General features: G+C 31.9%; 20 protein-coding genes, 1 tRNA gene and 3 rRNA genes. 6 read left to right on the plus strand and 18 right to left on the minus strand.

The genetic code is table 11. The features are described 5' to 3' along the window. Positions 1-22: 22 nt before the first annotated feature. The 13 genes from rplK to E0E45_RS13600 form a co-directional block, all read right to left on the minus strand. Positions 23-448: a 50S ribosomal protein L11 gene (gene rplK / locus E0E45_RS13540; RefSeq protein ID WP_005979684.1), complete on the minus strand. Its 426-nt coding sequence runs from the start codon at positions 446-448 to the stop codon at positions 23-25. Positions 449-519: 71 nt separating this feature from the next. Continuing rightward, positions 520-1,119, minus strand: a complete 600-nt coding sequence (nusG, locus tag E0E45_RS13545; protein ID WP_005979687.1) for a transcription termination/antitermination protein NusG — start codon at positions 1,117-1,119, stop codon at positions 520-522. Positions 1,120-1,123: 4 nt separating this feature from the next. After that, on the minus strand, positions 1,124-1,306 hold the full coding sequence (gene secE, locus E0E45_RS13550) for a preprotein translocase subunit SecE (protein ID WP_081462973.1): 183 nt from the start codon (positions 1,304-1,306) through the stop codon (positions 1,124-1,126). A 34-nt stretch (positions 1,307-1,340) separates the two neighbouring features. Then, a tRNA-Trp gene (locus E0E45_RS13555) sits at positions 1,341-1,416 on the minus strand. Between the two features lie 26 nt (positions 1,417-1,442). Further along, positions 1,443-1,595, minus strand: a complete 153-nt coding sequence (gene rpmG / locus E0E45_RS13560; protein WP_035960606.1) for a 50S ribosomal protein L33 — start codon at positions 1,593-1,595, stop codon at positions 1,443-1,445. A gap of 183 nt (positions 1,596-1,778) precedes the next feature. Next, positions 1,779-1,895 (minus strand): 5S ribosomal RNA (gene rrf, locus E0E45_RS13565). A gap of 70 nt (positions 1,896-1,965) precedes the next feature. After that, a 23S ribosomal RNA gene (locus E0E45_RS13570) occupies positions 1,966-4,876 on the minus strand. Positions 4,877-5,049: 173 nt separating this feature from the next. Further along, positions 5,050-6,557: ribosomal RNA gene (locus E0E45_RS13575) — 16S ribosomal RNA — on the minus strand. Together the 16S, 23S and 5S rRNA genes form the textbook arrangement of a ribosomal RNA operon. A 1,289-nt stretch (positions 6,558-7,846) precedes the next feature. After that, the gene (leuS, locus tag E0E45_RS13580) at positions 7,847-10,456 is read right to left on the minus strand and encodes a leucine--tRNA ligase (RefSeq protein WP_130891656.1); all 2,610 of its coding nucleotides are present in this window, start codon (positions 10,454-10,456) and stop codon (positions 7,847-7,849) included. 81 nt (positions 10,457-10,537) lie between these two features. Further along, entirely contained in the window at positions 10,538-11,152 is a 615-nt protein-coding gene (locus E0E45_RS13585) for a sigma-70 family RNA polymerase sigma factor (RefSeq protein WP_130891657.1), read from the minus strand. Positions 11,153-11,178: 26 nt separating this feature from the next. Then, a complete protein-coding gene (gene rlmB, locus E0E45_RS13590) occupies positions 11,179-11,886 on the minus strand; it encodes a 23S rRNA (guanosine(2251)-2'-O)-methyltransferase RlmB (protein ID WP_130891658.1) in 708 nt (235 codons plus the stop codon). Between the two features lie 17 nt (positions 11,887-11,903). Then, a complete protein-coding gene (murA, locus tag E0E45_RS13595; RefSeq protein ID WP_130891659.1) occupies positions 11,904-13,172 on the minus strand; it encodes a UDP-N-acetylglucosamine 1-carboxyvinyltransferase in 1,269 nt (422 codons plus the stop codon). A gap of 4 nt (positions 13,173-13,176) precedes the next feature. Next, complete coding sequence (locus tag E0E45_RS13600) at positions 13,177-13,740, minus strand: DUF1694 domain-containing protein (RefSeq protein ID WP_130891660.1); 564 nt, start codon at positions 13,738-13,740, stop codon at positions 13,177-13,179. Between the two features lie 207 nt (positions 13,741-13,947). Here E0E45_RS13600 and E0E45_RS13605 point away from each other — a divergent pair, with 207 nt between their 5' ends. Further along, positions 13,948-14,994 (plus strand): carboxypeptidase-like regulatory domain-containing protein, encoded by a 1,047-nt coding sequence (locus tag E0E45_RS13605; protein ID WP_130891661.1) that lies wholly within the window; start codon positions 13,948-13,950, stop codon positions 14,992-14,994. Positions 14,995-15,170: 176 nt separating this feature from the next. Then, a complete protein-coding gene (locus E0E45_RS13610) occupies positions 15,171-16,022 on the plus strand; it encodes an NAD(P)H-dependent oxidoreductase (RefSeq protein WP_130891662.1) in 852 nt (283 codons plus the stop codon). 55 nt (positions 16,023-16,077) lie between these two features. Here the strand turns inward: E0E45_RS13610 and E0E45_RS13615 are convergent, their stop codons facing one another. The 5 genes from E0E45_RS13615 to E0E45_RS13635 form a co-directional block, all read right to left on the minus strand. Next, the gene (locus tag E0E45_RS13615) at positions 16,078-16,689 is read right to left on the minus strand and encodes a LysE/ArgO family amino acid transporter (protein ID WP_130891663.1); all 612 of its coding nucleotides are present in this window, start codon (positions 16,687-16,689) and stop codon (positions 16,078-16,080) included. Between the two features lie 80 nt (positions 16,690-16,769). Beyond that, positions 16,770-17,570: a DUF4846 domain-containing protein gene (locus tag E0E45_RS13620; RefSeq protein WP_130891664.1), complete on the minus strand. Its 801-nt coding sequence runs from the start codon at positions 17,568-17,570 to the stop codon at positions 16,770-16,772. Between the two features lie 72 nt (positions 17,571-17,642). Continuing rightward, a complete protein-coding gene (locus E0E45_RS13625; protein WP_130891665.1) occupies positions 17,643-18,002 on the minus strand; it encodes a hypothetical protein in 360 nt (119 codons plus the stop codon). A gap of 213 nt (positions 18,003-18,215) precedes the next feature. Then, positions 18,216-19,622, minus strand: a complete 1,407-nt coding sequence (locus tag E0E45_RS13630) for a glucose/sorbosone family PQQ-dependent dehydrogenase (RefSeq protein WP_130891666.1) — start codon at positions 19,620-19,622, stop codon at positions 18,216-18,218. 266 nt (positions 19,623-19,888) lie between these two features. Next, positions 19,889-21,445 (minus strand): nitrite/sulfite reductase, encoded by a 1,557-nt coding sequence (locus E0E45_RS13635; RefSeq protein WP_130891667.1) that lies wholly within the window; start codon positions 21,443-21,445, stop codon positions 19,889-19,891. 386 nt (positions 21,446-21,831) lie between these two features. Here E0E45_RS13635 and E0E45_RS13640 point away from each other — a divergent pair, with 386 nt between their 5' ends. From E0E45_RS13640 to E0E45_RS13655, 4 genes are all read left to right on the plus strand, one after another. Beyond that, a complete protein-coding gene (locus E0E45_RS13640) occupies positions 21,832-22,479 on the plus strand; it encodes a response regulator transcription factor (protein ID WP_130891668.1) in 648 nt (215 codons plus the stop codon). A 2-nt stretch (positions 22,480-22,481) separates the two neighbouring features. Beyond that, positions 22,482-24,089 carry a sensor histidine kinase gene (locus E0E45_RS13645; protein WP_130891669.1) on the plus strand — a complete coding sequence of 536 codons (1,608 nt, stop codon included), beginning with the start codon at positions 22,482-22,484 and terminating at the stop codon, positions 24,087-24,089. Between the two features lie 69 nt (positions 24,090-24,158). After that, the gene (locus E0E45_RS13650) at positions 24,159-25,241 is read left to right on the plus strand and encodes a glycosyltransferase family 9 protein (RefSeq protein WP_130891670.1); all 1,083 of its coding nucleotides are present in this window, start codon (positions 24,159-24,161) and stop codon (positions 25,239-25,241) included. Beyond that, positions 25,234-25,473: a hypothetical protein gene (locus E0E45_RS13655; RefSeq protein ID WP_232044122.1), complete on the plus strand. Its 240-nt coding sequence runs from the start codon at positions 25,234-25,236 to the stop codon at positions 25,471-25,473. Before E0E45_RS13650 ends, E0E45_RS13655 begins: the two co-directional genes overlap by 8 nt. Positions 25,474-25,680 lie beyond the last annotated feature (207 nt).

A 25,680-nucleotide genomic window follows, 5' to 3' on the forward strand; every position in this document is an offset into this window, starting at 1 on the left:
AGATTAATTAGCTTACTATTAACTAGTCTACTATTTTGATTCCCATAGATCTTGCTGATCCAGCTATGATTCTCATAGCAGCTTCTACTGATCCAGCGTTTAAATCAGGCATTTTAGTTTCTGCAAGTTCTCTTAATTTTGCTGTTGTTATTTGTCCAGCAACTTCTTTTTTAGAGTTTTTAGCTGCTGATTGGATTCCTGCTGCTTTCTTTAATAAGTCAGATGCAGGTGGAGTTTTAAGTATGAATGTGAAAGATCTATCATTATAAACAGAAATTTCTACTGGAATTACCCATCCAGCTTTATCTTGAGTTTTTGCATTGAACGCTTTACAGAATTCCATAATGTTAACTCCGTGTTGTCCTAATGCTGGTCCAACTGGTGGAGCTGGATTAGCTTTACCTGCTGGTAATTGTAGTTTTATTATCTTAATTACTTCTTTTGCCATTTTATTTAATTACACCTCCATAAATTGTGTGGTAATGACGGTGTCATCTCCCACTAAAAAGACATAACTTACTATGCCTTCTCAACACTGTTAAAATCTACCTCTACAGGAGTCATTCTCCCGAACATTTCGATCATAACTTTTACTTTCTTTTGTTCCATATCTATTTCTGCTACTTTTCCTTCATGACCTGCAAAGCCTCCTCCAAGGATCTTTACAAACTCACCAAGTCCAAAGTTAATTTTTACAACTTCTTTGTTCTCTTTTTCTTCCTCTGGAATGTCATAACCAATAACTCTAAAGATATTTAAAACTTCATCATCTTCCATAGGAATAGGGTCAGAACCAACCCCAACGAATCCTGTTACACCATTTGTGTTTCTTACTACATACCAAGCATTAGAATCAACTCTAAAGTTTATTCCATCTTCACTTTCCTCTCTTGTTGCTACCATTTCTAGCATAACATATCCTGGAAATATTTTTCTGGCTACAGTTTTCTTTTTCCCTCTAACCTCTTCAATAGTTTCTTCTTCAGGAACTAGTACTTTTGTAACTATGTCTCCTATACCAAGTGTTTCTATTTTTTGTTCAAGGTCAGTTTTAACTTTTTTTTCATACCCTGAATATGTATGAATCATAAACCATTTTTTCACTAATGTTTTTTCCATTATATTATCCTCCAAAGAGAGATACCAATACTTTCAACAGTCTAGAAGCAATTAAATCAAAAACTCCCAAATAAACGCTTAAAACTAAGCTCATAACAATTACCCAAAGAGTTGAATTCACAATCTCTTCTTTCTTAGGCCATTGAACCTTGGAATATTCCATTTTTATTCCTTGAAACAGATTCATAAAATCACCTTTATTTTCGACTTAATAAAAAAAATGGCAGGTCAAGAGGGACTCGAACCCCCAACCCTCGGTTTTGGAGACCGATGCTCTACCAATTGAGCCATTGACCTGCATGTTGTAAACTTACGTTAAAAAACTATTTTTTAGTTTCTTTGTGTAAAGTAACTTTTTTGTCCCACTTACAGTATTTATTAATTTCTAATCTTTCAGTAGTGTTCTTTTTATTTTTTGATGTACTATAGTTTCTTCTTTTGCACTCTGTACATTCTAATTGAATATTTACTCTCAATTTTACACCTCCACTCATTAACGGTATCTTTGCGATCCTCCCATATTAAAATTATAATATGGTGAAAAAGAGTTTACTCTATCTTGCTTTCTAAGACATAGAATATGATATCAGATTTTCTCAACTTTGTCAAATATTTTTATTAAAATATTTTTAAAATTTATTTTTTTGACAAAGAAAAAAGCTTGGCAAGTTCCTATCCTCCCAGGAGGCTTCCCTCCAAGTACTTTCAGCGTTTACGGGCTTAACTTCTGGGTTCGGAATGGGACCAGGTGTACCCCCGCAGCTATTCTTACCAAGCTGTGTCTTTATTTTTTCTAATAGACACTTGAAACTATATAGTAGCATACGCTTTCGCGCTTTCAATCTTTAGGTTAAAACTTTGACTTATTAGTATTGGTCAGCTAAAAGCCTCGCAGCTCTTACACCCCCAACCTATCAACCTTCTAGTCTCGAAGGAGTCTTAAAGAATACTTATCTTGAAGCTGGTTTCCCGCTTAGATGCTTTCAGCGGTTATCCGTTCCAAACGTGACTACCCAGCTGTGCCACTGGCGTGACAACTGGTACATCAGAGGTTTGTCCATCCCGGTCCTCTCGTACTAAGGACAGATCTTCTCAATATTCTAACGCCTACAGTGGATAGGGACCGAACTGTCTCACGACGTTCTGAACCCAGCTCACGTACCGCTTTAATGGGCGAACAGCCCAACCCTTGGGACCTTCTCCAGCCCCAGGATGCGATGAGCCGACATCGAGGTGCCAAACTTTGCCGTCGATATGGACTCTCGGGCAAAATCAGCCTGTTATCCCCAGGGTAGCTTTTATCCGTTGAGCGACGACCCTTCCATTCGGAATCGCCGGATCACTATGTCCTGCTTTCGCACCTGCTCGACCCGTCAGTCTCGCAGTTAAGCTCTCTTATGCCATTGCACTCTGCGGTTGATTTCCATCCAACCTGAGAGAACCTTTGAACGCCTCCGTTACTCTTTCGGAGGCGACCGCCCCAGTCAAACTGCCCACCTAGCACTGTTTCCGTGGCTGCAAACCACAGATTAGAATTTCGACATTGAATGGTTGGTATTCCACCGACAACTCCAATACAGCTAGCGCCATATCTTCATAGTTTCCCAACTATCCTATACATGCAATGCCAAAACCCAATACCAAGCTACAGTAAAGCTCCATGGGGTCTTTCCGTCCTACTGTAGGTAACCGGTATCTTCACCGGTAGTACAATTTCACCAGGCCTCCCGTCAAGACAGCGCTCAAATCATTACACCATTCGTGCAGGTCGGAACTTACCCGACAAGGAATTTCGCTACCTTAGGACCGTTATAGTTACGGCCGCCGTTCACCGGGGCTTCAATTCGGAGCTCTCACTCCTCCTCTTAACCTTCCGGCACTGGGCAGGTGTCAGCCCATATACATCGCCTTACAGCTTAGCATAGACCTGTGTTTTTGTTAAACAGTTGCTTGAGCCTCTTCACTGCGACCCCCAAATGCTTCATAATGCGTAATTACTAACATCCAGGGGCACCCCTTCTCCCAAAGTTACGGGGCAATTTTGCAGAGTTCCTTAACGAGAGTTAGCCTGTCCGCCTTAGATTTCTCATCCTGACCACCTGTGTCGGTTTCGGGTACGGGCAGTTATACCTTAACGTTAGAAGCTTTTCTCGGCAGCGTGGGATTTGTGCATTCATCTTACGACTATATATCACACCTCAAGTCTAATCTAGCGGATTTTCCTACTAGACCACTCTACATGCTTTTACGGGAACTTCCGTTCTCCCGCGCACATACCCTTCTGCGTCCCTCCATCACAAAATATAACTGGCACAGAAATATTAATCTGTTTTCCATTCGCCTACGCATTTTAGCCTCGGCTTAGGTCCCGGCTTACTCAGGGAAGACAAGCTTTACCCTGAAAACCTTGGTCTTCCGGCGAGGGGGATTCTCGCCCCCTTTCTCGCTACTTATTCCTGCATTCTCACTTCTGATACCTCCAGAGTTGCTTACGCTTCTCCTTCAACGGCCTACAGAACGCTCTCCTACCAATTGCTTGCGCAATTCCACAGCTTCGGTTTATAACTTAGCCCCGTTACATTGTCGGCGCAGAGACTCTCGACCAGTGAGCTATTACGCACTCTTTAAAGGTATGGCTGCTTCTAAGCCAACCTCCTGGTTGTTTGTGAATCTCCACCTCCTTTCCCACTTAGTTATAATTAGGGACCTTAGCTGGTGGTCTGGGTTGTTTCCCTTTTGACAATGGAAGTTAATTCCCATAGTCTCACTCCTGAGCTTTGAATTATGGTATTCGGAGTTTGATTGAATTCAGTAAGCAATATGCCCCCTAGTTCATTCAGTGCTCTACCCCCATAATTAAACACTCAAGGCTGCACCTAAATGCATTTCGGAGAGAACGAGCTATCTCCTAGTTCGATTGGCTTTTCACCCCTAAACCTACCTCATCTCCCAACTTTTCAACGGCGGTGAGTTCGGGCCTCCACTGTGTCTTACCACAGCTTCACCCTGGACAGGCTTAGATCACCAGGTTTCGCGTCTACGCCCAGCGACTATGTCGCCCTATTCAGACTCGGTTTCCCTTCGGCTCCGTTATACTTAACCTCGCCACTGAACGTAACTCGCAGGATCATTCTCCAAAAGGCACGCCATCACTCCGAAGAGCTCTGACCGCTTGTAAGCACACAGTTTCAGGTTCTATTTCACTCCCCTCCCGGGGTTCTTTTCACCTTTCCCTCACGGTACTATACGCTATCGGTTAGTAAGAGTATTTAGCCTTACGAGATATGGTCCTCGCAGATTCACACAGAATTCCTCGTGTTCCATGTTACTTGGGAGAGAACATACATTCTAATGAGTTTACCTGTACAGGATTATCACCTTCTACGATCTAGCTTTCCAACTAGTTCCAGTTCGGTCATTAGATATGTTGAATATCTTACAGTTCTTCAAACGTTCTTCCCACAACCCCATATAAGCAACGGCTGTATCCTTGACACTTATATGGTTTAGGCTCATCCCCGTTCGCTCGCCGCTACTTGGGGAATCGTTTTTACTTTCTTTTCCTCGAGTTACTTAGATGTTTCAGTTCACTCGGTACCCTCTTTCGTGCTAAGACTCCATCTTAGCAGATTGCTCCATTCGGAAATCTTGGGGTTGGCGCTCGTTTGCAGCTAACCCAAGCTTATCGCAGCTTACCACGTCCTTCATCGGCTCTTACTACCTAGGCATTCCCTGTGTGCCCTTAATTATTTTAACCTATTTTGTTTTTGTTTAATTTGATTGACAGCTAACTCTGTTTATATAAACAAGAGTTAAAATTGTATTTTATCTACTATATAGTTTCCAATGTCCATTTGATAAGTTATCCAGCGCTTAATACGCTGCAAGAACATTATCAATAGAATAGAGAAAGAGAAATGATCTCCTTAGAAAGGAGGTGATCCATCCGCACGTTCCCGTACGGATACCTTGTTACGACTTCACCCCAATCGCTAATCACACCCTCGGAACATCCCTCCTTACGGTTAGGCCTGTTACTTCAGGTGCAACCAACTCTCGTGGTGTGACGGGCGGTGTGTACAAGACCCGAGAACGTATTCACCGCAACATAGCTGATTTGCGATTACTAGCGATTCCAACTTCATGTACTCGAGTTGCAGAGTACAATCCGAACTAAGAATAGTTTTATGAGATTAGCTTACCCTCGCAGGTTTGCAGCTCTCTGTACTACCCATTGTAGCACGTGTGTAGCCCAGCGTATAAGGGGCATGATGACTTGACGTCATCCCCACCTTCCTCCTGCTCATCGCAGGCAGTCTCGCATGAGTCCCCAACTTAATGATGGTAACATACGAAAGGGGTTGCGCTCGTTGCGGGACTTAACCCAACATCTCACGACACGAGCTGACGACAGCCATGCACCACCTGTCACCAAGTTCCTCCGAAGAGGCACGAAAACATCTCTGTTAACTTCTTGGGATGTCAAACGCTGGTAAGGTTCCTCGCGTTGCGTCGAATTAAACCACATGCTCCACCGCTTGTGCGGGTCCCCGTCAATTCCTTTGAGTTTCATACTTGCGTACGTACTCCCCAGGCGGATTACTTATCGCGTTAGCTTGGGCGCTGAGGTTCGACCCCCAACACCTAGTAATCATCGTTTACGGCGTGGACTACCAGGGTATCTAATCCTGTTTGCTACCCACGCTTTCGCGCTTTAGCGTCAGTATCTGTCCAGTAGGCTGGCTTCCCCATCGGCATTCCTACAAATATCTACGAATTTCACCTCTACACTTGTAGTTCCGCCTACCTCTCCAGTACTCTAGTTTAGCAGTTTCCAACGCAATACGGGGTTGAGCCCCGCATTTTCACATCAGACTTACTAAGCCGCCTAGACGCGCTTTACGCCCAATAAATCCGGATAACGCTTGCGACATACGTATTACCGCGGCTGCTGGCACGTATTTAGCCGTCGCTTCTTCTGTTGGTACCGTCACTGACTTCTTCCCAACTGAAAGCACTTTACATTCCGAAAAACTTCTTCGTGCACACAGAATTGCTGGATCAGACTTTTGGTCCATTGTCCAATATTCCCCACTGCTGCCTCCCGTAGGAGTAAGGGCCGTGTCTCAGTCCCCTTGTGGCCGTTCACCCTCTCAGGCCGGCTACCCATCATCGTCTTGGTGAGCCGTTACCTCACCAACTAACTAATGGGACGCAAAGCTCTCTCACAGCGCATATAGCTTTCATAATCAGATCATGCGACCCAATCATAATATCCGGTATTAGCATTCGTTTCCAAATGTTGTCCCAGTCTGTAAGGCAAGTTCTTTACGCGTTACTCACCCGTCCGCCACCTTCACCCGAAGGATCAAGTAGACTTGCATGTGTTAAGCATTCTGTCAGCGTTCATCCTGAGCCAGGATCAAACTCTTCGTTCAATCTATTTACTCAGTTTTTTAACTGATTGTTTACACCTTTTTATTGTTTGTTGATTTTTTCTTCTCTCTCTATTCTGTTGTTAATGTCCTTATTTTCTTTATTTAATTTATTTCTTCTTTTGTTCCGCTTTCCTGCGGCACATTGATTATAATATCACAAATACTATTTTCAGTCAACAACTTTTTTTCAATTATTTTCAAATATTTTTTATTCTTTTGAAGAACCCTTTATTTTACTGGGTTTTAAAAAATAAAAATAATTTAAAAAGGGCTGTCTGATATTCATAACTTATCAAACAGCCCCCTATCTTATCTCTTCTATGTTCAAAAATTCCTCCTAATATTTATAGCTATCTATATAAATTTATTTCACATATCCTTAAATTATTAATTATTACTTTCAAAGAAATTATCTACCCATTTCTTAGAAGATCATTAGTTCTTCCAAATGTTAAAAATTTCTTATATTCTAAGCCTATAAATCAATTTACTTCTTCAGATATTTTTATTATTAAATCTATGATTTTATTTAGTTACCTTAAATATATGCCTAAATATTATCCTTGATTAATAATTTTTATTTATCTACAATTTTATCTTTTAGATTAGAATCACTCTTAACTCTCAAAATTATATTTCTCTATAAACTGATTTTATTCTCTATATATTTCTACCAAATATAAAAGGTTAAATATAATTTTTTTCTTGTATTCTTCTCTAAATTTTTAAAATTAAATTACTATATTCATAGATAAGTTCTTTAAGTTTTAATAAAATTTTTTTTATTTCTTTTAGTAATATTTATCCTATTCACATCTAAGAAATAAAAATTAATTACTATAAAAGACTTAAAACAACTTTAAATTATAAGGATAGTGATTTTCTAAAACATTTTTAAATATCTTTTCTGATAAAGCTATTTAAATTTTTATATCTTTAAATATACTATGTTCTTAATTATCTGAAAAAAGTTCTTAACTTGATTTAAGTTCTTTTTTCTTTGCATTTTATTTCATGGGTCTCTCCTCCTTTAGATACAATTTATTGTCTAGACTCATGTATCTTTTCTTGATATATTATTACCTCATAAAATTTATTTTGTCAATAGCAAAAGCTAAATTTTTTTTCATTTTTTAAAATTTAAAAATTAAATTTTTAAAAAGAATTATTAATTCATCTTAAATCACCCTATAACTCATATATTTTATAACTAGGATTTAAAAAAATGACTCAAAAAATAAATAAGTTTTTCAAACTTTCTTTACTCTTGAGTCAATTTTTCTAAAAAATTATTTTACTACTATATTAACTATTTTTTCAGGAACAACTATAACTTTTGCTAAAGTTTTTCCTTCCATATGTTTTTTAACATTTTCTATTTCTAAAGCTAATTTTTCAACAACTTCCTTAGAAGTTCCTCTTTCTACCTCTACAGTTCCTCTTACTTTTCCATTTACTTGTACAGCTATAACAACATCTGAAGATATTGTAAGTTCTTCTTTATAAGTAGGCCACGCTTCATTGAAAAGGTATCCTTTATTTCCCATTTCTTCCCATAAATCATCACAGAAATGAGGAGTAAAAGGAGAAAGCATTAATATTATATTTCTTGCTACTTCTCCAAATATTTTTCTAGATTCAGAAGTTGATTTTCCTGCCTCTATTATATTTGTTTTAAAGTCTTGAGTTTCATTAATAAGTTCCATAGTAGCTGCTATAGAAGTATTGAAGTGATAATCATTTTCTATAGATTCAGTTACTTTTTTTATAGTTTGATTTAATTTAATAATAAGAGCTTTATCCTCTCTGCTTACAGCATTAAGATTTATTTCCCCAAATTCCATATTTTCTTTGTGTTCCATTACCATTCTCCAGATTTTAGTAAGGAATCTGTATGCTCCTGCCAAACCATTTTCATTCCATTCAAGCTCTTTTTCAGGCGGTGCAGCAAACATTATAAATAATCTAGTAGTGTCTGCCCCATATTTTTCTACCATTTCCTCTGGGTCTACTCCATTATTTTTCGATTTAGACATTTTCTCTATTTTACTGATAAGTTCTTCTCCAGTTACTTTAGAATATGCCTTTTCCCCCTTTATTTCTACTTCTTCTATATAAAGGAATCTATTTTCATTATTTGAATAGTAAGAAGCTCCTAATACCATTCCCTGTGTTAAAAGTCTTTTAAATGGTTCATTTGATGAAAGTAATCCCATATCTCTCAATACTTTATGGAAGAATCTTGCATAAAGCAAGTGCATTACTGCATGTTCTATTCCTCCTATATATTGATCTACAGGGAACCATCCATCTACAATATTTTTATCAAATGGTAATTCTATATTTTTAGGATCACAATATCTTAAGAAATACCAAGACGAATCTACAAAGGTATCCATTGTATCAGTATCTCTTCTTGCTGGTCCACCACATATTGGACATACTGCATGTTTAAAACTTTCAGAAGTTTCAAGTGGATTTCCTGTTCCTGAGAATGAAACATCTTCTGGAAGTTTTACAGGAAGATTTTCATCTTTTTCCATAACAGTTCCACATTTTTCACAGTATAATGCTGGAATAGGTGTTCCCCAATATCTTTGTCTAGATACTCCCCAGTCTTTTAATCTGTATTTTACAGTTCTTGTTCCATATCCTTTTTCTTCTACAAATATAGCTATATCAGTAAGAGCTTTCTTAGAAGGAATTCCATTAAATTCTCCTGAATTTGTCATTATTCCCATCTCTGTAAATGCTTCTGTCATTTTATCTGCTTCTAAAACTACTTCTTTTTTACTTTCTTTATCTATAGGATTTATTACCACTTTTAATGGAAGATTATATTTTTTAGCAAAAGCAAAGTCTCTTTCATCATGACAAGGAACTGCCATAACTGCTCCTGTCCCATAGTTCATAAGAACATAGTCAGCTACCCATAATTGCACTTTCTCTTTTGTCACAGGGTTGATTACATGCCATCCTGTAAATACCCCTCTTTTTTCTCTTCCTTCTGCTGATCTTTCTATTAAATCAGTATTCTTCATCTCTTGTACTGCTGCTTTTATTTCTGTATTTGTTTTTAATATTTCAGAAACAATTGGATGTTCAGGTGCTACTACACAATAAGACACTCCATATATAGTATCTATTCTAGTTGTAAACATTGGAAGTTTCTCACCTGTTTCTTCTACTGTGAATACTATCTCAGTTCCATAAGATTTTCCAATCCAGTTTTTTTGCATTGTAAGAACTTTTTCAGGCCATCCATCTTTTATTTCTTTATGTCCTTCTAATAATTCATCTGCATAGTCTGTTATCTTAAAAAACCATTGTTCCAATTCCTTTTGAATAACAGAAGTTTTGCTGTGTCTCCAACATTTTCCATCTTCAACTTGTTCATTTGCTAAAACAGTATTACAATCTGGGCACCAGTTAACAAGGGATTTTTTCTTATAAATTAACCCTTTTTCATATAATCTTTTGAATATCCATTGATTCCATCTATAGTATTCAGGTGTGTACGAAGCTATTTCTCTTTCCCAATCATATGAGAAACCAAGCATTTTCAGCTGTCTTTTCATATTTTCAATGTTAGATTTAGTCCATACTGCTGGATGTGCTCCATTTTGAATAGCAGCATTTTCTGCTGGTAATCCAAAAGAATCCCATCCCATAGGGTGAAGTACATTGTATCCCTTCATTCTTTTATATCTAGATATAACATCTCCAATAGTATAGTTTCTGGCATGTCCCACATGAAGTTTTCCAGAAGGATAAGGCAGCATCTCGAGCACATAATAATTTTCTTTTCCAAAAACACTATTCTCCGTTCTGAAAATATTTCCATCTGCCCATTTTTTTTGCCACTTAGCTTCTACTTCTTTAAAATCATATTCTCTCAAAAATCTCACCTCTGCCATTTACTTTTATATATTCCAATTCAATATATCATATTTAAATCTCTATAACAATAGAAAATTTAATTATCCATGTTTTTCCTGATAACTATTTATCCACAGTTCGCTTTTTCTTTTTATTCTTTGAAAACTATTATCTATTGTCTTCAAGCTTTTATTCATTTCATCAGCTATTTCTCTATAAGAATATCCTTTTATCATATAATTAAAAACCTCTTTTTCAAAAGAACTGAAGTTTTCATTAATAAAAGCTCTAAAATTATTAAGTTTCTCTTTAGTAAGAAATATTTCCTCAGGATCGTAATTTACATATGACTTCAGTCCCTTATTATATTCTATTTCTTTTCCTCCATCACACTCTATATAATTTCCTGATGCAAGATTAAGGGCTGTATTTTTTTGTGTATTTGACGCCTTCACTGCTGTTAATATCTGCCTTCTTATGCAGATCATTGCAAAAGTTTTGAATGAAGATTTTCCTTTTTGATAAGCTTTCAATGCTTTAAGCAGTCCAATAGTCCCTTCTTGTAAAAGGTCATCCTGCTCTGCTCCTATTATAAAATAGTTTCTTACATTGAGATATATAAGATTTTTATATTCTTTCAATATTATATTAATAGATTCCTGATCGCCCAGCTGAGCTTGTTTTATCACATCTTCATTTACCAACTCGATAGCCATTTCTTTCCCTCTCCTGTATGTCTTCTTTAGAACGATTTTACTATTTCAGAAAGAATTATTCCTCCAGCTACTGATACATTTAAAGAGTTTATCTTTCCATACATAGGTATTTTTATCAAAACATCACAGTTCTCTTTTACTTTTTTTCTTATACCATTTCCTTCACTTCCAAGTACAAGAGCTGTTCTGTCTGGATATTTTTCTTTTGAATAATCTTTGCTTCCTTCTCCCTCTGCTCCATATACCCAGTAATCTAATTTTTTCAGTTTAAGCAAAGCTTCTGATATATTTGTTACTTTTACTATATCCACATGTTCTATTGCTCCAGTAGAAGTTTTAACTACTGTTTCATTTACTCTTACTGCATTTCTTTCTGGAATTATTATTCCTTTTACTCCAAAAACTTCTGCACTTCTTATTAAAGCACCAAAATTTCTAGGATCTTGTATTTCATCTAAAACAAGGACAATTGATTTCTTCATTGGAGCTATTTTTTCTAAAAATTCTCCAAATTCTACATAGTAGTCATATTCACTGATATATACTGCTACTCCTTGAGAATTTTCTATTTTTTTATCTGTATAAAATATTTTAATATTTCTTTCAGATGCAAGTTTCTTTATCTTGTTGAGTTTTTCATCTTTGTTCCCTTTAAACATTTCCAACTTTTCTATATTTTTTTCTTTGTTCTGCAATACTTCTATTACAGGATTAACTCCTATGATTCTCTCCATTTATCCTCCAAATTTTATTATATTTCTGCTTTTATTCTTTCTATGTCTGCACCAATTTTTTTAAGTTTCAAATCAAGATTTTCATACCCTCTATCCACATGATATATTCTATTTATAACACTTACTCCATCAGCTTTTAATGCTGCAAGTATCAAACTGGCTCCAGCTCTTAAATCACTTGCCATTACTTCTGCTGAAGAAAAATTACCAACTCCAGTTATAGTAGCAGAGCTATTGTTTATATCTATCTTAGCTCCCATTCTATTTAATTCAGGTACATGCATAAATCTATTTTCAAAGATAGTTTCTTTTATTTCACTTGTTCCATTCGCCAAAGACATTAATGTCATTATGGGTGATTGAAGATCTGTTGCAAATCCAGGATGAGGCATAGTAGTTACTTTTACAGGCTTTAAATCAGAAAGCTTAGACAGCACTCTCAATTTATCTCCTTCTATATCAAATTTTACACCCATTTCTTCCAATTTTAAAAGAAAACTTCCTATATGTTCTTTAACTACACCCTTTACCTCTATTTTTCCATCAAACATTACAGAGGCAATTATAAATGTTCCTGCCACTATTCTATCTGGTATTATTGTATGTTCACATGGAAATAACTTTTCAACACCTTCTATTTCTAGTCTGCTTGTTCCTATTCCATTTATTTTAGCTCCCATATCATTTAAGAAATAACAAAGATCTTCAATTTCAGGTTCTCTTGCTGCATTCTCAAGAATAGTTTTTCCTTTAGCTTTTACTGCAGCCATTATTATGTTTTCTGTAGCTCCTACACTTGGAAAATCAAGAATTATTATTCCACCTTTTAATTCTTCTGCTTCAGCATCTACATATCCATGATCTATTGTAAGTTTTACTCCAAGAGATTCAAATCCTTTTAAGTGAAGATCTACAGGTCTGGCTCCAATAGCACATCCTCCTGGAAGAGAAACTCTTGCTTTTCTTTCATGTGCAAGCATAGCTCCCATCACTAAAAAAGAAGCTCTCATTTTCTTTACAAGCTCATATCCTGCTACTAAATTTGTAAGTCCATTATTTACAATTTTATATGAATGTTCATCTAGTTTTTCTATTTCCAACCCAAGACTCTCTAATAATTTCACTAATGTTCTTATATCCATTAAATTAGGTACATTTCTCAAAATATATGTTCCTTTTTCTATAAGAGTTGCAATCATTATAGGAAGAGCTGCATTTTTTGATCCCTCTACTTCCAATATTCCTGAAATTTCCTTTCCTCCTGTTACTCTGAACGCTTCTACCATCGATTTAATCCTTCTCCTTTTCTTTACCACATATAGGACATGTTCTTCCTAATAGTCTGTCTAATAAACTAAGTTCCCCAAATTTTCCTTTGTATGATGGCATCTTTTCAGCAAGCAATTTATAATGTTTAGGGCATAATTTTTCTTCTAAATGTTTAGCATACTCCCCACTCAATCCTGCTTTTCTGAATTTTTCCTCCTCATCTTCCACTAATACTTCTCTATTTTCATCTTCTATAGCTTCCTTTGAAACAACAACTAAAACTATATCTCCCTTCATATCTAAAGCGTCCACCAATGTATACTGAATACCTGCTTTCTCTGCCTCCATTATATAGGGATTAAAATCTTTAAGAGGAACATCCCTTCTCATTTTTATACAAGCTGTTCCTTCCTTCTTCATCTCTTCTATAACTTCAGTGTAAATTATCCCAGACATAACCTGTTTTCTTGTAAGAGCAAGTATTACATTTTCTTTAAACTCATCAAGATATAAGCTTTTTTCACTTAGAGTTTTTAAAAAATTAATCTTTGTACTATTTTTTTTATCTATAACGTTCTCACTCATTTTTCTCTCCTTGATAATACACTTTTACTTGTGATTATATCATATATCTAATACTTTTTAAATACAAAACGATTAAAAGAAAAAAACTTTAAGTTTAGAATAATATAAAAAAGTGATATAATAAATTCAATCAAAGTGCTTAATCTAAAATATAATATTTTTTTGAACATACATTAATATTACAAAATTATAATTATGGAGGAAAACATGCTGAAACTAACATCTTTTTTTCTTTTACTTCTTTTAACAATTACTTCTTTTTCTAGAGAAATCTATATAAAATTTAATACACTAAAGGGTAATATAAAATATTACAAACCTGGAGATAAGGAAATCAGAAGTATCGATTTTTTTAATGGAGAAATTAAATTTTCTTTAAAAGATGATAAATATATATTTCTTTTTACTTCTCCAGAATTTGCTCCTATTGAAAAGAATATTGATACCAAAAAAGAAAATAATTTTTCTATAAAATTTTCAAAAGCTGACACTGTTTTAATAACTGGAACTGTTCAAGCTGATAATATGAATATTGGTGGAACTGAAATCTCTTTTGTAAACAGTAAAAATAAAAGTTATACTGTTACAACTGATTTTCTAGGAAAATTTACTGCTTATATTCCTAAAGGAGATTATAGAATAAAAACAAATAGATTTGGTTATTCTTTAGATAAGAAGAATGCTCTTGTTTATGAATTTACTTCAACAGGAAAACCTTATAATATCATTATAAATCTTCATGAAATTTCAAGTTTTATTGAAGGAAGAGTTATTGATGAGAAAGGAAACCCAATAGCTAATACTGATATAACTGTGAAGAATGGTACTGAAACCTCTAAAATAACAAGTGATGAGTTTGGAAAATTCAGAAAAAGAGTAGATGCTGGAATAGTTACCCTTATATGTAAAAAAGATGGTTTTATTCAAAATGGGCTTATAAGAAAAATAGACAGACAATCATCTATTACTAACTTGGAAATTGTATTAAATAAATCTAAATTTAATGTTGAAGGAGTTGTAACTGATGGGGTAAAAGCTCTTGTAAATATTCCTGTCACTATACATGATGAAGATATTAATAAAATTTCCACTGTTCTTTCCAATGAAAATGGATATTATGAATTCAATGGTATTGAAGGCGATAAAGATGTATTTATTTCTGTGTCAGATCCTAATTATAAAAGATTTAAAACTCCATTATTTAGACTTGATAAAAATATAACAGATAATAACTTGATTCTGGAGAAAAATTAAAAAATTTGACAGATTTTTGTTTTTTTATTATAATTTAAACAATTAAATATCTTTAGAAGTATTTTTCTACGGCGTCCAAAGTACTCGTTAGGTTTAAACCAATCTTAACTATGGGCGAATTGTAATTAAAAACCAGCCCAAAAGGCTGGTTATTTTTATATATCAAGGGAGGATTTATGAAAAAATTATCATTATTATTTTTAGTTGTTGCTTTATCTATTTCAGCATTCTCAGCAGAAAAAGCTGATGGTAAAGCTGGAGCTTCTGTCACTGAATCTAAAAAAGTTGATATGGCAAATATTGATGCCATTACTTCTGCATCTATTGTTCCTACTGCAATTGTAAAAGAATATGTTCCAAAGGGATTTACTGATTCAAAAAACAAAAAAGCCTTATTTGTAATAGGTGATCCAAGACATAATAGTGTAACCTTCGATATGGCTTACACTGCTATGAAATTTTTTGAAGAAAATGGAATAGAAGTAACTCTTCGTGACCTTTATGCTATGAAATGGAATCCAGTTCTTTCATATGATGAATTCTATTATCAAAAAGATGGAATAGGAACTCCTACAAAAGATGTAGCTGAAGAACAAAAACTTGTAACTCAGGCTGACTATATTATTTTTGTATATCCTAATTGGCATGATAGTGCTAATTCCATTGTAAAAGGATATCAAGAAAGAGTATTTGCTAAAGAATTTGCTTATACAGCAGATAATAACGGATTACGAGGTTTATTAAAAGGAAAAGGTCTTTTTACTATGATGAATTGTGGATTCCTTGGTGGAGGAAGAGGATTTATTGGAAATGGTGTTGGCATATCTGATGAAAAATGGGATTCATATATGAAAGCTTACAAAGTTTTTGATGATGATCTTGCTGACTGGTGGGGAATGGATAACTATGGAAGATTTATGAATGACAGATATCCAAAAAATCTTTCTGAAAATTATTCTAAAGAAATTGAAAAATTAAGAACTGATCTTAAAACTTTACTTCAAAAAACTTTTATTGATAAAAAATAGATAATTATATAATAAGGAAGGTATACTTGTACCTTCCTTAAATTTTACCAATTTATCAAATTACCATTTGGATAAAACTATAAAATAATTTTATTCCATAAAATATTATAACTGTTCCACATACTATGTTTATTATCCTCAGTACATTTTCTGTAATTTTATTACTAAAACACGTTATAAATATTGTCATTCCTATAAACCACATACATGATGCGAAGGCTACTCCAGATATAAATTTTATTCCATCTCCTAATGGAAGAGAAGCTCTGAATGCTCCTAACATCATACTTCCATCTATAATTGCCTGGGGATTAAACCATGTAACAGCACAAGCTGTAGTCAAAACTTTTATTAAGGGAATATCTACATCAGTGGAACTATTAAGTGAACCTTTTGCTTTTATAAGACCTATTCCTATATAGACAACAATAAAACTTCCTATAAAAAGTATTCCCATTTCTAAAAGTTTTGATTTTTCCATAATGCTTCCTATTCCAAAGAAACATGCTAATGCAAGAGTTACATCAAAAAATATAACAATAAGTGCTGTTATAAATGCTCTGCTTTTCTTTTGAGTAAGAGCTGTATTTATAACAAATAAGTTTTGCAGTCCTATTGGAGCTACATATGCAAGTCCCATTGTAACACCTTGTAATAGAAATTTCATTTTATTTTCCCCTTAATTTTTTATTTATTTAATTTTATCTTAAAAATATTGTACAGTCTAAACCTTAATAAAATTATATCTTACCATTTTTTTAAACTTCCTTTTTCAAAAAGCCATTCAGGTGTTACAAGTTTAGCATCCTCTACTTTATACCAAGGAGAAATATCAGAAATACTTTTTAAAATATGAAGTTCCTGAGATGGCATATAGCTTTGAACCAACATCATAATTCTTTCTCCTGTTTTTTTATTTACTGCAGTATCAACTATTATTACAGCATGCCCTGGAGAGCCTCCTTGAATGAATACATCTCCTATTTCTATATCTTTTATATCTGCTTTTTTCATTTCTTTTGATAACGAAAGTGTTCCTGCATATGTATATATAAATTTGAGATACTCTTCAAATACTTCTCTTCCATATCCTGTTTTATAGTTCCCTTTTACCCATACAGTTTTATTTCCACTAACTTTAACTCTTTCTCCTTTTACAAATTTTGAAAATGGAACTTTCATCCCATTTGTTAAATCAAAGGATATTGTATCATATTTTTTTTGCTTATATAAATATTCTGCTCTCAATTTTATCACTGCATCAGCACATTGAATCAAATCTTGAGGAAGAATAGGCATGTCTATCACTGAAATGTGCGATTTTACAAACTTCTCTCTTCCATCATACAACAATACTGGAGTCCCCATCTTTTTAAGTTTTAATTCTCTTAAATAAGTACCAAAAGAATCTTCTGGATAATTTTCTCTTTCATATCCTGATGGAACAAGAAATCTACTGCTTACTGTATCTCCCTCTTTGACTATCAGGTTTTTAGAAAATGTCATTGCATGTAATATAAAAAGTATAAAAATAAGTATTTTTTTCATTATGTATCTCCTTCTCCTAATGACTTTTTACTAATATCTATTATGTTTCCCTCTTACTTTTGTATATTTATTTTAGCTTACACTAACTCTGAAACGACATTTTTTTGCTCCACTTAAAACTGTTTCAATCATCTCAACATTTATATTTTTATCTGGCAATAAATTTCCAATGATATATAATATGCTTTGTCTTGAACATTCACAATGCAATGGATTATTTATTTTTCCTGACAATACTTCAGGACAAACACATTTAGGATAACCAATCTCATAAATATGACCTGCTTCGATTATCTCTGCAAAAAGTGCCTCTGTATTTCCATATTTTTTATATTGTTCATCTAGATTATATCCACACTCTTCAAATTGTCTTTTTTGTTCCAATAAAACTGTGTCTTTTACACAATTTATTGCTTTGTTTCTATAGTCCACTGTTCCTCCTTGATTGTTACTTTTTTTTGTAATTTTAAAACGATTAAGACCATACTTAGATTTATTATAGCATATTTTCTTTTTCTTATCCTTAGTTATAAAGTTTCTTACATTTTCCTTAATTAAAATAAAAAACAGCTCTTTATGATTTTATTTTATCATAAAAAGCTGTCTTCATTTTGGGCTATCTGAATTTGAGAGTTAAATTATTTTTTATTTTTCACCATTATATTTAATCATTAATATTGAACCAGGATTTTGCAGTTTAGTAGTTGGTTTTAAATCCATATCTCTTGCTGATCCTGCACTGTCAGTTAGAATATAAAAAGTATTTCCATCTGGGCTTATGGCTATATCACGATAACGATTTGGTGTATGGAAGAATGTTGCTATCTCTCCCTGAACATTATCTTTTTGATTATTTAATTTTATTCTGAAAAGAGTTCCAGCTTTTAATGTAGTCATTAAAATACTGTTATCCCAACCTTTCATAGGCCCATCAGCATAATAATTTATACTAGATGGTGCTACTGTTGGCCATTCAACATAAGATATATCTCCATAGGTATCTCCATCATGGTAGTTATATCCTTCTCTAACTGTATAGAAAGTTTTTATAGGATCTTTATAGTTTGCTGGTGCTTTCCAATCTGATTCTAAATATACTTTTACACGTGGATCAGGTACATTAGGATCTACAGCTGCATCTTTAGGAGCTGTTGACCAGTCTATAAATTTATATGACTGATTATCTTGGAATCCTGCAACATGTGGCCATCCATAATTTCCTCCGCTTACAAGGAGATTCAATTCATCATCTGAAGAAGGTCCATGCTCACTAGAGAAAATTTTATCCCCAACAACTACAATCCCTTGTGGGTTTCTATGTCCATAAGTAAATATATGACTTTTTACTCCATTAAGAACTGGGTTATCTTCTGGAATAGATCCATCTGGATTCATTCTTAAAACTTTTCCTACATATGCATCATGATTTCCATCTTGGATTTCTTTAGCTGTTGGTAATCTTTGAGCCTCATTTTTTTTGAAAGCATTTTTACCTTGATTATGACCTAACTCACCAAGAGTCAGATATATTTTTCCATCAGGACCAAAAGTTACTCTACCACCATTATGGTCATCACCACTAGGAATTTTATCTATAATAACTGTTGGATTTTTTAAAGTTTCAGATTTTGTATCATATTGATATCTTACAAGTTTTTTATAACCAAATTCTGTATTATTATTTTCAGGAATATATGTATAAAATACATATATATAATTCTGGCTTCCTTTTTGTAAAAAATCTGGAGCTAATGCCATACCTAAAACTCCAAAATGCTGTCCTTCTGCTCTTGCTTCATCTATAGTTAATGCTACTTTTTTCACTCCTGTTTCAGGATTTACCCTTACAATACGCTTTCCTGTTCTTTCTGTAACCCAAAGCATATTGTCAGGACCATAACGTATATTCCAAGGATTATCTAATCCTTCAGTTAATACCTGTCCTGTGAATGGTTCTTCTACTTTCACAGGCTTGAGTTTGGCTAAAGCCATATTTCCTGATACTAGAAATGTAAAAGCAAATGTAACAAATGAAACCATAATTTTTTTCATATCGTCCCTCCTTTAAAAATTTTATCTAAAATATGTCTATAAACTTACTTGATATAATTATTCTGTTACAATGTTAAAATTCTTCTTTTTTATAAAAGAATTTTTTAAACAAAGTTAGATATTTTTTACATTATAATCTGCATATTTTATAAGCTCTTAATAATTTTATAAGATATTTTAAATAATAATTTGGATTAATTAAATATTATTATTTTGAAAATAAAAAAGAGAAAAGAACCATAGCCCTCTTCTCCTTCCTTATTACTTTATACTAAATATTTTTTTACTAGTTCTTCAAAATTTTCTTTTTCTTCAGTTATATATTTTTTATAATCCATATGACTTTTTTCAAGTTCTATTCCAAGCTCTCCAATAAATTCTGGTATTTGGCTCATAAGCATAGTTCCAAGTTTTGTTCCTAAAACTGTTTTTTCTCTGCTTACCATTCCTCCAGTGTAAATATCAAAAACATCTTCTATTTTATCTTCTACTCTTTTCTTTCCTCCAGCAAATCCTATATCTCCAACTTGATGCCTTCCACATGAATTTTGACATCCTGAAACATATACTGATGGAAGTTTTTCTTCAGAAATGTTATTTTTTTGAATATACTCAAGAATATTTTTAACCAAAGTCTGACTTTGTTCTATTCCTATCTGACAAGTAGGAATTCCTACACAACTCATACTCTGTTGTATTTTGGTTTTTTGTCTAAATTTATCTGTAATTTCCAAAAGTACTTTAGTTTGTTCTTCATTAATATTTCTGATATATATACTTTCAGTCATACTCAATCTAGCTTCTGCATTTCTATTTTCTTTCATAAACTTTACTACTTTTTTAAAATCAGCAGATGATATTTGTCCATTTAATGGATGAATAATTACTGTATATAATCCATCCTGTCTTTGATGTACTACTGAAAGATTTTCTTTCAAATTATGAGAGTATTCTTTTTTTGTTTCTGATAGTATAACTTCTATATCTAAACCAAGATTTTTTTTCAATTTTACTTTTTCTAAATGCTTTTCATAAGTCTTTAAGAATTCCACTGTTCCCATTCTTCTTGGAATATATCTTGTTCTTGCCTTTGCTCTGTTTGTATAATCTCCTTCTGCTACAAAAAGATCTACCATAGCTTCTATATAATATAGTATTTCCTTAGGATCTACTTTTTTATCATATGGTATTGATATTCCTGGATTATTTCCTAATCCCCCTGCTAGATACATTCTGAAATATGGCTCTCCATTTTCTTCTGCTGCTATAAATCCTACATCATTGATAGTTGCTCCAGCAGCATCTTTATCACTTGAAGACATAGATACTTTTAATTTTCTTGGAAGTTTGTATTCTGTTATTCTGCTCATAAAATATTCGCTTATCTTTAAAGCAAACTCTGTTACATCAAATATTTCTTCCTTTTCTACTCCTGACATTGGAGAAATAGCCACATTTCTTGGATAGTTCCCTCCTCCTCCACGAGTATATAGTCCATGCTCCAGTGCTGTTTCCATAACATCACATATATCATCTATTTTTAAATGATGTAGCTGTATTGCCTGCCTTGTAGTAAAATGAATATCTTCTATTTCATATTTCTCAGTAAAATTTTTTATAAGCTCAAGATGATCCAGTGACATTAATCCTGAATTTGTTCTAAATCTTATCATAAAATCCTGTCCACCACGTTGGGCATATACTCCCATTCCACCAGATATCCCTTTAAAATCTCCTACAGATATCTCTTTCTTTATAAATTTGTGTCCTGCTTCACGTAAATTATCTATTTCTAATTTCAGTACTTCATTCTGTCTATTCACTTTTTTAGCTCCTTTATTTATAAATTTTAACTTGTATTTAATTTTTTCAAAACCTTTTTAAGAGTATCATCTTTTTTTTACAATTCAAAATAAATTTTTTTTATTTATAAATAAAAAAAAATTATAGATAGTTTATACTCTTCTTTTTTCCGCTTTCTTTTTATCTATAGTTATACAATAAAAATTTAAAATTTCCTGTTCAATATTTCTCTATTTAAATTTTTAAACTATAATTTCAGACTTTTTTATTTTATTTTAAAGTCTGTTTTCATTTTTTTACTGCTATTTTAATTAAAAAATTAGGAATTTATTCTTTTTAAATGGTATAATTTTTTTAATCCAGTATATATTTATTCAAATCTTAAAATAATAATGGGGTGAAAAAGATGATATTGATAGTAGAAGATACTGAACATATAAGAAAATTGATAAAAGCGGTACTAAAAGATGAAAATATAGAAATTGAAGAAGTTGTTACTGGAGAAGAAGCAATTGATAAAATTCAACAGGGAAAAAGATATGAACTTATCCTTATGGATATAATGCTTCCTAAAATAGATGGAATCACTGCAACACAAAAAATAAGAGAAATAACAGAAACTCCTGTAATATTTTTGACTGCACTTTCAGATGAAAAGAGTCAAATTATTGCCTATGAATCTGGGGCAGATGGATATATAACTAAGCCTTTTTCTAAAGAAATATTAAAATCTATAGTTAGAAGATATGTCTTTAAAAGTGGTGTAATAAAAAAATATGGAGATTTAGAAATAAATAAAAAAAGTGGAAAAGTTTTACTGAATAAAAAAGAACTAAATCTAACTATAAAAGAAAGAGATATCTTATTTTATCTGGAAGAAAATAAAGGTATAGCAAAAACCAGAGAACAGATAATTTCAGGTGTATGGGGATATGACTTTACTGGAACAGATAGAACAGTAGATAAGCATCTAACAAGATTAAGAGAAAAATTAAACAACTGTTCTAAATATATAAAAACTGTAAAAGCTATTGGTTATAAATTTGAGGAGTAATTATGAAAATTAAAAATAAATTAATCTTAACTCTGTCTTTTATCCTTATGATTTTATTAGCAGCAGAAGTTATTCTAGGAGAATTTTATTTTGAAAAATATTTTAGATACAGTAAAATAAAGGAATTAGAAAATATAAATTTTATTGTGAATGATAAAGTAAATTATAATCTTCTAAAAAAATATCAGGATGATAATAAAGGATTGGCTTTAATCCTAAAAGATGATGAAATTCTTACACTTGATAATTTTTTTTATTTAACCCTAATTAATGAAAAAAATGGTGAAAAAAAGATTTTTTTATTAGATGAATTGCTGGACAATTTATACTCTGAGGAAAAATTTGATGTAAAAGAAGGAGATTATTTAATTATAACCAGTATTAAAATTTTAGGCAATTATTATATTCCAATAACTGTTGAAAAAGGTAAGGAAAAATTTACAGACTATAAAAATATAAATAGAAATCTCAATGTGGAAAAATTTTATGGAACTGTAGAGAAAATAGGAGCTCCTAATACTGTTTTCTCCCAAGCTGATGATTTTTTAGAATTTTTAATAGCAAAAAATATTAATGATGTTATAACTGATGATTATATAGATGATGATGGTGATGATGAATTCAGAATAATAAATAAAAATATTAAAGATTATAGAATTATGATTTTCTATTCCTATGAAGATATGAAAGATATATTTCCAACTATAAAATCATATTTCTATTTTAAAGGTATAATAATGATTCTCATTGTTGCTGTTATAGGAAGAATTTTGGAAAAAAATATAGTTGATCCTATTGAAAAACTTTCATTAATGGCTAAAAATATAGGTAAACTAAATTTTGAAAAAAAAGGTTATAGAAAAAGTAAGGATGAAGTTGAGGAACTGTATAAGGAAATATATAGAATGAGTGATAATCTTGAAAATATAATTAATCTTTACAAAAAAGAATTAGAAGAAAATAAAAATATTAAAAAAAACATTGAAGAAAAAGTAAAGTATTTCACACATGAAATAAAAACTCCTTTATCTGCTATTATTGGATTTAGTGAATTATTATATGAAAGTAATAAAAGCGAAGAAATAGAAATAATCAATACAGAGGGAAAAAGATTACTGAAATTAACTAATGAACTGGTGAAGCAAGATAATATTAATGATGAAAGGCACATAGAATTTGAAAATTTCAATCTATTTCAAATCCTACAAATGATATTAAAAATATATGAAAAAGAGTTAAAAAACTTTACTGTTCATACAAAATATAATGAAAATATCATGGTCATAGGAAATAAAAATAAAATAGAACAGGTTATCTTTAATTTTTTAACCAATAGTATTCAACATGCAGAAAGAGAAATAACTTTATCTGTAGAAGAATTTGATAAAGAGGTAAAAATAACTATTGAAAATGATGGGAAAAAAATTAAAGAAGAAGACTTAAGTAAAGTATGGAATAAATATTTTACAACAAAGAAAAATGGAACTGGTTTAGGACTTTATGTATGTAAGGAAATTCTAGATGCTCATGCTTCAAAATATAATATAGAAAATACTGCTACTGGAGTCGTTTTAGCTTTCACTTTAAAAAAATATAGTGATGAGATATAGAATAGATATTGAGGTGTTATTATTTTATATATAAAATAATAACACCTTTTTTATTTTTAAGGAGAATATATGAAAATACTTATAGTACGTTTTAAAGAAATTGGAGATTCTATTTTAAGTTCTGTTATATGTAATACTCTCAAAAAAAGTTTTCCAGAAGCTGAAATTGACTATGTGGTGTATGAGCATATTGCACCTTTATTTAAAAACCACCCATATATCGATAATATTATTTCTATAACAAAAGAGGAACAAAAAAATCCTCTTAAATATATATCTAAAGTTTGGAGAGTTACAAGAAAAAAATATGATATTGTTATTGATATTATGTCTACCCCTAAAAGTGAATTTTTTACTTTCTTTTCATTAGGAAGTAAGTATAGAATAGGAAGAAGAAAAAAATATAGAGGATTTACATATACTCATAAGATTTCAGAACCTACAGACTCAAAAGACAAAGTTGATAAATTTTTAAAAATGTTAGCCCCATTGGAAAAAGAATATCAAATAATATATGATAATAACTACATCACTTGCATAACCGAAGATGAAAAAGAATATATGAAAAATAAAATGCTGAAAGCTGGAATAAATTTTAAAAAAACAATCTTTATTTGTGCAGCAACTTCAAGAAGAGCAGAAAAGATTTATCCTATTAAAAAAATGGAGAAAACTATAAATAAAGTTATTGAAGAATTTGATTCTCAAATAATATTATTTTATTCTCCAGATGAAAAGGATTTCATTAAAACCTTTCACAAACAACTTAATAATAAAAATATTTTTGCAAATATAGAAACAAGATCAATAAGAGAGCTGGCAGCACTTATTTCCAATTGTGATATGTTTTTTGGAAATGAAGGTGGCCCTAGACATATGGCTCAAAGTCTGGATATTCCAAGTTTTGCCATTTTTAGCCCAAGAAGCAGTAAAAAAGAATGGCTTGCTAACTCCTGTAAAAAACATCAAGGTGTAGAACCCAAGGATATTTATCCTGATTGTAATTCACTCAGCCATAAAGACTGTTATTCATTAATTCAACCAGATTATATCCTCAATAAAATAAAAGAAATTTATTCTCATTTCATAAAAAATAAGAAGAAAGAAAAAAATGAAAAAATTTATATTTTTAATAATGATAGGTATGTATAGTTTAATTTTTACAAATGATAAATATGATATTCTTGAGGATAGGATAGAAAATACTCTTGAATATAATTTCAAAACTCTGAATGATGGAAAAAAGAAATTAAAAATTAAAAAATATGATATTGATATCTCTGAAAATTATGTGAATTTAAAAGCAAAAATAAATTCTGAAGTTAAAAGCTTTGATTTTGATAAAGCATTTATTCCTGTTAGAGAAGAGATAAAAAAGAAATGAAATGAAATCCTGAAATCAATATTGTAGTGGAATTAGAAAAAATGATAGGAAAGGATGAAATAATCTATAGCAAAACTTTTTAAAAATAAAATAATATTTCTTGGAAGATTATAAATAATTAAGATGACATATTATTTTTTTAATTATTTTAATCTTCTTTTTTTATCTACACTTTTTTAATTTTTTCGTGTATATTATATAAGGGAT

Origin of the sequence: Fusobacterium ulcerans ATCC 49185 (genome assembly GCF_900683735.1) — a bacterium.
GTDB classification, from domain to species: domain Bacteria; phylum Fusobacteriota; class Fusobacteriia; order Fusobacteriales; family Fusobacteriaceae; genus Fusobacterium_A; species Fusobacterium_A ulcerans_A.